At 53.7% G+C, this 7473-nt stretch carries 6 protein-coding genes; 1 reads left to right on the forward strand and 5 read right to left on the reverse strand.

Annotated elements, in window-relative coordinates:
- Positions 1–61 precede the first annotated feature (61 nt).
- The 4 genes from ACP5D4_RS10970 to ACP5D4_RS10985 form a co-directional block, all read right to left on the reverse strand.
- The gene (locus ACP5D4_RS10970; RefSeq protein ID WP_428011666.1) at positions 62–1504 is read right to left on the reverse strand and encodes a trypsin-like serine protease; all 1443 of its coding nucleotides are present in this window, start codon (positions 1502–1504) and stop codon (positions 62–64) included.
- 127 nt (positions 1505–1631) lie between these two features.
- On the reverse strand, positions 1632–3461 hold the full coding sequence (locus ACP5D4_RS10975) for a trypsin-like serine protease (RefSeq protein WP_428011667.1): 1830 nt from the start codon (positions 3459–3461) through the stop codon (positions 1632–1634).
- A 112-nt stretch (positions 3462–3573) separates the two neighbouring features.
- A complete protein-coding gene (locus ACP5D4_RS10980; RefSeq protein ID WP_428011668.1) occupies positions 3574–4485 on the reverse strand; it encodes an Hpt domain-containing protein in 912 nt (303 codons plus the stop codon).
- A gap of 178 nt (positions 4486–4663) precedes the next feature.
- A complete protein-coding gene (locus ACP5D4_RS10985; protein ID WP_428011669.1) occupies positions 4664–5503 on the reverse strand; it encodes a tetratricopeptide repeat protein in 840 nt (279 codons plus the stop codon).
- A 216-nt stretch (positions 5504–5719) separates the two neighbouring features.
- On the opposite strand from ACP5D4_RS10985, the gene ACP5D4_RS10990 reads away from it, so the two are divergent.
- Entirely contained in the window at positions 5720–6190 is a 471-nt protein-coding gene (locus ACP5D4_RS10990) for a J domain-containing protein (RefSeq protein ID WP_428011670.1), read from the forward strand.
- A 133-nt stretch (positions 6191–6323) separates the two neighbouring features.
- Here ACP5D4_RS10990 and argC read toward each other — a convergent pair whose 3' ends face one another.
- The gene (gene argC, locus ACP5D4_RS10995) at positions 6324–7382 is read right to left on the reverse strand and encodes an N-acetyl-gamma-glutamyl-phosphate reductase (RefSeq protein ID WP_428011671.1); all 1059 of its coding nucleotides are present in this window, start codon (positions 7380–7382) and stop codon (positions 6324–6326) included.
- Between the last annotated feature and the right edge of the window lie 91 nt (positions 7383–7473).

The raw sequence follows: 7473 nt of genomic DNA on the forward strand, positions 1-7473 counted from the left end.
GGCTATACGCTTGATTTTTTAATCAACACAACCCACTTGCCTCAACTAACCAAAACAAAAGCTAACTAAATCCAAACGGGTCGGCGACGAAACTGCCCTGTAACTCCTCAACCGTAACGTTGCGAACGAAGCCGAGGAACTCCACCGCTCCGGCCACGCGAACCATGACGCCGCCGCCGTTGAGATTGAACGGTTCCAAACTCAAATTTCCTTCCGTGAGACCTTGAGTCAAAGCAATGCGATCGAGTCCCACCTGAAAATCCGTCACGATATCCACCAGCGTCGGGTCTTCCACAGCCGTCGCCTTGCGGAAAGTAAAGATATCTGCTCCCTCACCGCCCTTCAGCACGTCCTGACCGAAATCGCCGATGAGAACGTCGTTTCCTAATCCTCCAACCAGCGTATCGTCATCCTGACCGCCGAGGAGCGTATCATCACCTTCGCCCCCTTCCAAACCGTCCTGACCGAGATTACCCGCCATCGCATCGTTTCCCGCTTCTCCCGTCAGCACGTCGTTTCCCTGACCCCCCAAAAGAAGATCGTCCCCGCCGCGACCTTCAAGAGTATCATCGCCGCCGTTAGACGCCAGCGTATCGTTATTATCCGTCCCCGTCATCAAATCGTCTCCCGCATTCGAGGCGGCGATGGTAGTGCCAATCCAACCCAAATAGGCCGAAACCCGCGTATCGCCGAAGAACTCCCCGAAACTGGTATCGTTTTTCTCCGTCACGTCCACGCCGGGAGTGGTGGGACTCAACCCGTAGGAAGCAATCCCCGCAATTTTGTTACCGATAAACGACGGTCCGCCGGAATCGCCGGGACTGGTTCCCACCTCTTGCAATCCCAACCCTAAATCCGGTCGATCGAACTCCACGCCAAAGGCATCGTTTTCCGGATTTCCATTATCAAAATCGTAAGCCAGTTGCGTCCCCGGTAGAGCGATCGCATCAGGACTGTTAAAAATCTCGCCCAAGGCATCGTAACGGTTTTGTCCCGTGCGTTTGACCCCGTTGGACGTATCCTCGAACTCTCCCTTGCTTCCCGTCGCTTTGACCCCGTAACCGACTCGCTGAACCACCTGTCCGACTTCGTCAGTTCCCGTATACACATCGTAGCGAGACGCCGCATCCGGGGCAGTTTCCGCCAGTTCGACAATGGCGATATCGTTGTTCGAGGAGCGATCGGCCGTCCATTGCGGGTGAACGAAAATATTTTCCACCCCCACCGAGACCCGGCCCGTGGGAAGGTCGAAAAACACCCGATAATCTTCCGGGTCGGGGTTGAGATTGGCAACGTTCTCGCTGATATTGAAACAATGAGCCGCCGTAATGACGTGGCGACCGGTCAGATATAACGTCCCCGTACAGGAAATTTCCCCCTGAGTCCCCAAGCCGACTACCCCAGTCCACTGGTCGGCGGGAACAATGTAATCAGAATCGTCGGGATCGTCAACCGGGACGGAAATACGCGGGCGGCGTTGCTGAAGCGAAGTGGCTTCTAACATGGCGAGTTGAGTGAGAAGGCAAAGAAAACAGACCAAATGAGGCGATCGATCTCAGATCGGATCGATCGCCCCGACAATTGTACTCGAATCCCAAACCGACAGTTTTGTTCCAGTGGGTTACAAACCCCTAGCCTTCAACCGTCACGAACGGAACCGTATCGATATCGGCGACAAAGCCGAGAATGGCGTCCGTTGCGATAACCTTCACCACGACGCCACTGCGATCGCCAACCGTGGCATTTTCCAACACCACATCCGTATTTTCCAACCCGTCCGTCAAGCCGATGCGATCGTCCTCGAACGAAAAATCCTCCACAATATCAGCTTGGCTAACATCCGTCACCGCCCCATCAAGAGACAGAACAAAGACATCCTCACCCTCGCCGCCCGTGAGAACGTCCTGGCCGAGTTCCCCCGTCAGCGTATCGTTTCCGTCGCCGCCAAAAAGCGAATCGTCACCCTGGCCGCCGAAGATTTCATCATCTCCCGCATCCCCAGAAATCTCGTCGTTCCCCTGGCCGCCAAAGCCCATATCGTCGCCGTCGGCCAAAGTTATCTCGTCATCGCCGTCCAAACCCACAACAAGATCGTTATCTTCGCCGCCGTCGAGAACATCTTCACCCAAGCCGCCGAAAATAGAATCAGCCCCTTCACCGCCGAAAATGGAATCAGCATCTTCACCGCCAAACAACTCATCATCTCCCGCATCGCCGGAAATCGAGTCGTTCCCCTCGTTACCAAACACCAGGTCGTTTTCCTCGCCGCCAGAAATCTCGTCATTTCCGAGGTTTCCATACAGCGTATCGAGGCCATCGTCACCGGAGACCACATCATCACCCTGGCCACCTGCCAGAATATCGTCTCCTTCGAGACCTTCGATCGAATCGTTCCCCGCATTTCCGTTGAGGGTGTCGTCGCGAGTCGTTCCCAAAATCGAATCGTCGCCGCTTTGGGCTTCAGCGAGGGTTTGAGCGATATAGTCAGCATAAGCCGAAACCCGCGTGTCCGAAGAAAACTCCCCAAACGAGGAGTTCGTCGCTTGCACGAAGGCTCGTGCGATTTCGCCGACAGTATCGATTTCGAGGACTTCTCCGGAAATAAAACTCACGTCCGTATTGGCGTCGCCCGTCAACCCCGCAAAGAGCAGTTCTCCCTCTTCGTTAGAATCGATCGGACTGTAACCGTAGGACGTAATCCCGGCGATTTTCTCCTCAATAAACGTCGGACCGCCAGAATCTCCCTGAGTCGAGTTCACTTCCTCGGCGCCAAGTCCCGTATCGGCGATATTAAAATAGGTTCCAAAGAAATCCCTGGCCGCCGTTCCATCGTCGAAATCGTAAGCCAGTTGCGTTTCCGAGAGAATTTCCGTCTCAAAGGGCGTTCCCAGAACCGAGTTGAGAAGATCGGCGAAAGCATCGTAACGATTTTGTCCGAGGCGTTTGACCCCCGAATCCTCACCGATGTCCTCCGAGTCTACGTCCGGGTTGAGGCTCAACTGTCCCTCAGTCCCCGTACCTTTGCCCCCGTAACCGACTTTAACCCCCACTTGAGAGATTTCGTCGCTGCCCGTATAAATCTCGTAGCGATCGGCATCGTTGGGGGCGGTTTCCGCCAATTCGACAATGGCAATATCGTTGTTGGACGCCAAATCCGCCGTCCATTCCGGATGGACGAAAATACGGGAAACATCGATCGACACTCGCCCGTCCGGTAAATCGAAGGCAACCCTATAGTTGCCCGCATCGGGATCGAGATTCGCCGCCCCCTCTTCCGTATTGAAACCGTGGGCGGCTGTGAGGATGTGGCGTCCCGTCGTCAGAAGCGTTCCCGTAAAAGTACCCCCCTCCGTATCGGCAATTTCCACCACGCCGTCGTAACCGTTACCCGGTTCGACCACATAACTTGCATCGTCTGCGTTACTCGTCGGTACAGCGATCCGAGGACGTCGAGCAGTCAACTCACTCATCTGGCGATTACCCCAATTTTCAACAAAACTTCTCACAATACGACGCCGATCGACCCTTTTAGGTTTCGATCGACCCGCATTCACAAGTTTAAATTTACCCTAATCAGGATTGCGAAGCTTTATACAACAATTTGGCAAGTTTTAACAACTGAGGCTTTTCCATCACCTGCGTTAACGACTGAAACGCCGCTTTCGGCTCGTTGCGAACCAGAATGTAATCCGTCCAAGCCCCCGATTCCATCTCCGCCAGATGCATCAAACTCGCACTCGGCGCAATCTCCGCCTGGGGATCGTCCGCCAGGCGTTCGGCATTTTGACGCAGTTCCACGATCGCCACCGGAGCTAAAATCCGATAAGGATTGTGAGTGTTGTCGATCGATCGATCGACAGCTTCGACCAAACTCGTCCAACCCTCCGACGCTTCCCCGAGTTCCTGCAAATGCTGACAAAACGACGAGAGTTTCTCTCGCGTATCCGAACTTTCAGCTTTCTTGAACACCTGCAACATCTGCCGCAGAATCTCGATAACCTGTTCCGCAAAATCCGACGGAATCTCATCTTCCTCCGCCGTCGCCGCTGCGGGAGCTTCCACCGCACCGCCTCCCTCAACCAGATGATTGAGATGCTCTTGCAGTTGCTCGAACACCGGTTCCACTTCCGCGATCGTCCGTTCCGCGTCTTCATCCCGCAACCCAAACGGTCCTTGCAGCAGTTCCAACAACTCCCGCAGCGCGTCCATACCTTTCAAAAAAAGACTTTCGAGCTGGCGATCGACATTTATAGGATTGTCTCGCAAAACCTTAAAATAATCTTCGAGACGGTGAGCCACCTTTTGAATACTGCCGTATCCCAACATCGCCGCACCACCCTTCACCGAGTGCGCCGCCCGAAACAGCTCGTTCACCTGTTCGGGATCTTTCACAGTCGCTTGAAGGTCGAGTAACCCGTTTTCTAACGTATTGAGGTGTTCTTTTCCTTCCTCAATAAAAAAGCGGACAATTTCTTCAGATGCCATAAAACAACTCCCTTTTACAGGTCACACAGAACCGGGAACAGTTTCCGTCGGGTGCGTGACTTGAAAACTCGGGTGTGAATCTTTGACCGAAAAATCATCACGCACCGCACCCCATCCCATCATCTCCTCATCCCATCATCTCCCCATCCCATCATCTCCCCATCCCATCATCTCCTCATCACTCTTCCGGCGCCGCTTCCGGTGCGGGTTCGTTCAGTTGGTCGATTAAAATTTGAATGCGATCCTTATGTTGGGGCGGTGCCACGTTCAACGCCGTATTGAGAGTGGCTTTGGCTTCGTCCACTTTCCCCGATTGTTCCAGGAGTAACGCTTTACCCACCAGCGGACGGAAATCCTCAGAATGCTCCTTAATCAAGTTTTCGTAAACATTGAGGGCGTCTTCGTTGCGACCCTGGTAGGCGTACACTTGACCGAGCAGCAGTTGCACGGACACCACATCGATATTATCGGCTCGATCTTGATTCGCTTGCGGTGCCAGTTGTAACGTTTCTTCAATCACCCCGACAGCGGCTTCCGGTCGGTCTTCTTGTAAGAGTAAATCAACCAAACCTTGCAAAGCTTGAACGTTCCCCGGTTCCCGCGTCAGCAGATTGCGATAAGTTTCGGCCGCCCCTTCGCGATTTCCGAGATACTGCTTCGTTTGAGCCAGTAAAATCGTATAACGGGGTTCGTCGGGATTCAGTTCCGCCAACCGTTCCAGGGGTTCGATCGCCCCTTCAATATCTCCCTGCTGGCGTCGCACGTCAATCAAGCCCCGTAACGCCGTTTCGTTGTCCGGTTCCCGCTGGAGTACCAGTTCGTACCCCCGCGCCTGGGCGCTGAGATCGTCCTCGGAGGAAGCGTTAGCGGCGGATGTGGGAGACGGCGAGGGGGTTTGGCTGGGTTGACGGGCTTCGAGAACCCCAGTCAACAAGGGAAACAGCGAAAACCCGAGAAAGGCCACCAGCCCGATCGATAACATGATGCGGGTAATCCAGCCAGAACGCTTTTTAGACACGATAATTAGCCTCGAACTCTACTCGAACTTGAATATTGACGGAAACGACTTAAACCGCGACGCGCCATCGCCGAGAAAAACGGTCAACGGAGACCGTCGCCGACGACCCATATTTTACCCAACCTCGCCCAAACTCGGCCGATTAGCAAAACCTCCTCTAGACTAAAGGTGAAAGGCGAGGCGCCATCGCCCACTTCCCTAAAATCACGAGAGGCGATGAAATACCAATCGTCCGTTCTTTTAATTTTACAAGTTTTGCCGATTTTAGTGTTGGTGGTCGCTCTAATCGACCCTTCATCGGCCATTCCCCTCATTGTCGTGTTGTTTTTATTGTTTCCAGTTGTATTGTGGAAATTTATTCAACAGGCGGCGACGGATTTCGAGCGAGAACTTTACACGAAAAATCAAGAAAAAACCGAGTTTAAAAACTGGTACGAAATGCCCGTTTTCGAGATGGAAGAAATGGAGGGCGATCGAGAATTTCTCGCCCTTCGTCCCCATCTCGAAATCCTCCAACTGGCCTATCCCTTCAGCGAAGACAACCTCAACCGCGCCTATCGCCGTCGCGCCCGCGAAACCCATCCCGACCTTCCCGGCGGTAACGAACGAGAGTTCATCCGCGTCCATCAAGCCTACGAAGCCCTCAAAGAGTTTCTGCGATCGAATTCTGAGGACACGACCGGATAATTACAACCAACCGCGAACAGTTTTCGTAGGGTGCGTGACTTGACAAATCGGGTGTAAATCCTGAGACCGAGAACTCGTCACGCACCGACCCATCATCCCCTCATCCCGATCGCACCGATCGCTCATCCCCTCACTAGGGATAAAAGCCCAACCTCGGAAGTCCCGTAGTTTCCTCGATGTCTAACATCAAGTTCATACATTGAACCGCTTGTCCGGCTTGACCTTTGAGGAGGTTATCGATCGCCGAAAGGACGATGACCCGACCGGTACGAGCATCGACTTCAATGCCGATATAATTGAGGTTAGAACTGCACGCCCATTTGGTTTGAGGAAAAACCCCCGCTGGCAGGACTTTCACCCAGGGCGAGGCGCGGTAAAAGGCGTTGTAAATCGTGGCGATATCTTCGCGAACCAGACCGGGATCCCGTAAAGTGGCGTACACCGTGGCGAGAATACCTCGTACCATCGGAACTAAGTGCGGCGTAAACTGCACGAGAACCTCGTGTCCGGACAGGTCGCTGCAAATTTGCTCGATTTCCGGCGTATGGCGGTGTCGGGCTACGCCGTAAGCAGCGATCGAACTGTCGGCTTCGGCTAACAATAAATTGGTTTTCGCTTGTCTCCCCCCGCCAGAAGTACCGGATTTGGCATCGATGACTAGGGTTTCGGGAACGATTAAGCCTTGTTTGAGAAGTGGCGCGACGGCTAACAAACTCGCCGTTGGATAACAGCCGGGACAGCCGATGAGATTGGCTTCGCGAATTCGATCGCGGTACAGTTCCGGTAAGCCGTACACCGCTAACGACGCCACGTCCTTATCCGTGCGATCGCCCCCGTACCACGCCTGATAAGTCTCGAGATTGAAAAATCGGTAATCCGCCGACAAATCCAGAACTTTACAGCCTTTTTCTAACAACGCCGGCGCCATTTTCCAAGCCAGACCGTTCGGGAGAGACAAAAACACCACGCGACAGCGACTGGTGATCGTATCGATATCGACCGGTTCGATTGTTAAATCAACGCGATGCTCTAAGTGGGGATAAAGATCGGAAAAGGATTTCCCCGCACTGCTTTGTCCGCCTAGGTACACCAGTTCGACGTGCGGGTGGTCGAGTAACAAACGTACCAATTGTACGCCGCCGTAGCCCGACGCGCCGACGATGCCAACAGGTACGCGCTCGAAATCTCCCATTATGTTTCTCCCATCAATGCGTCACAATATGCTTGAGTTGACATCCTATCCCAGCAACCCGTTCTGGGTATGCCGGGAGATTCCTTGGGTC

Origin of the sequence: Baaleninema sp., assembly GCF_049974805.1 — a bacterium.
Lineage (GTDB): Bacteria > Cyanobacteriota > Cyanobacteriia > Cyanobacteriales > Geitlerinemataceae > Baaleninema.

Coding starts and splice junctions, on each gene's coding strand:
- ACP5D4_RS10970 (WP_428011666.1), bottom strand. CDS start 1,504: ATGTTAGAAGCCACTTCGCTTCAGCAACGCCGCCCGCGTATTTCCGTC.
- ACP5D4_RS10980 (WP_428011668.1), bottom strand. CDS start 4,485: ATGGCATCTGAAGAAATTGTCCGCTTTTTTATTGAGGAAGGAAAAGAA.
- ACP5D4_RS10990 (WP_428011670.1), top strand. CDS start 5,720: ATGAAATACCAATCGTCCGTTCTTTTAATTTTACAAGTTTTGCCGATT.
- argC (WP_428011671.1), bottom strand. CDS start 7,382: ATGGGAGATTTCGAGCGCGTACCTGTTGGCATCGTCGGCGCGTCGGGC.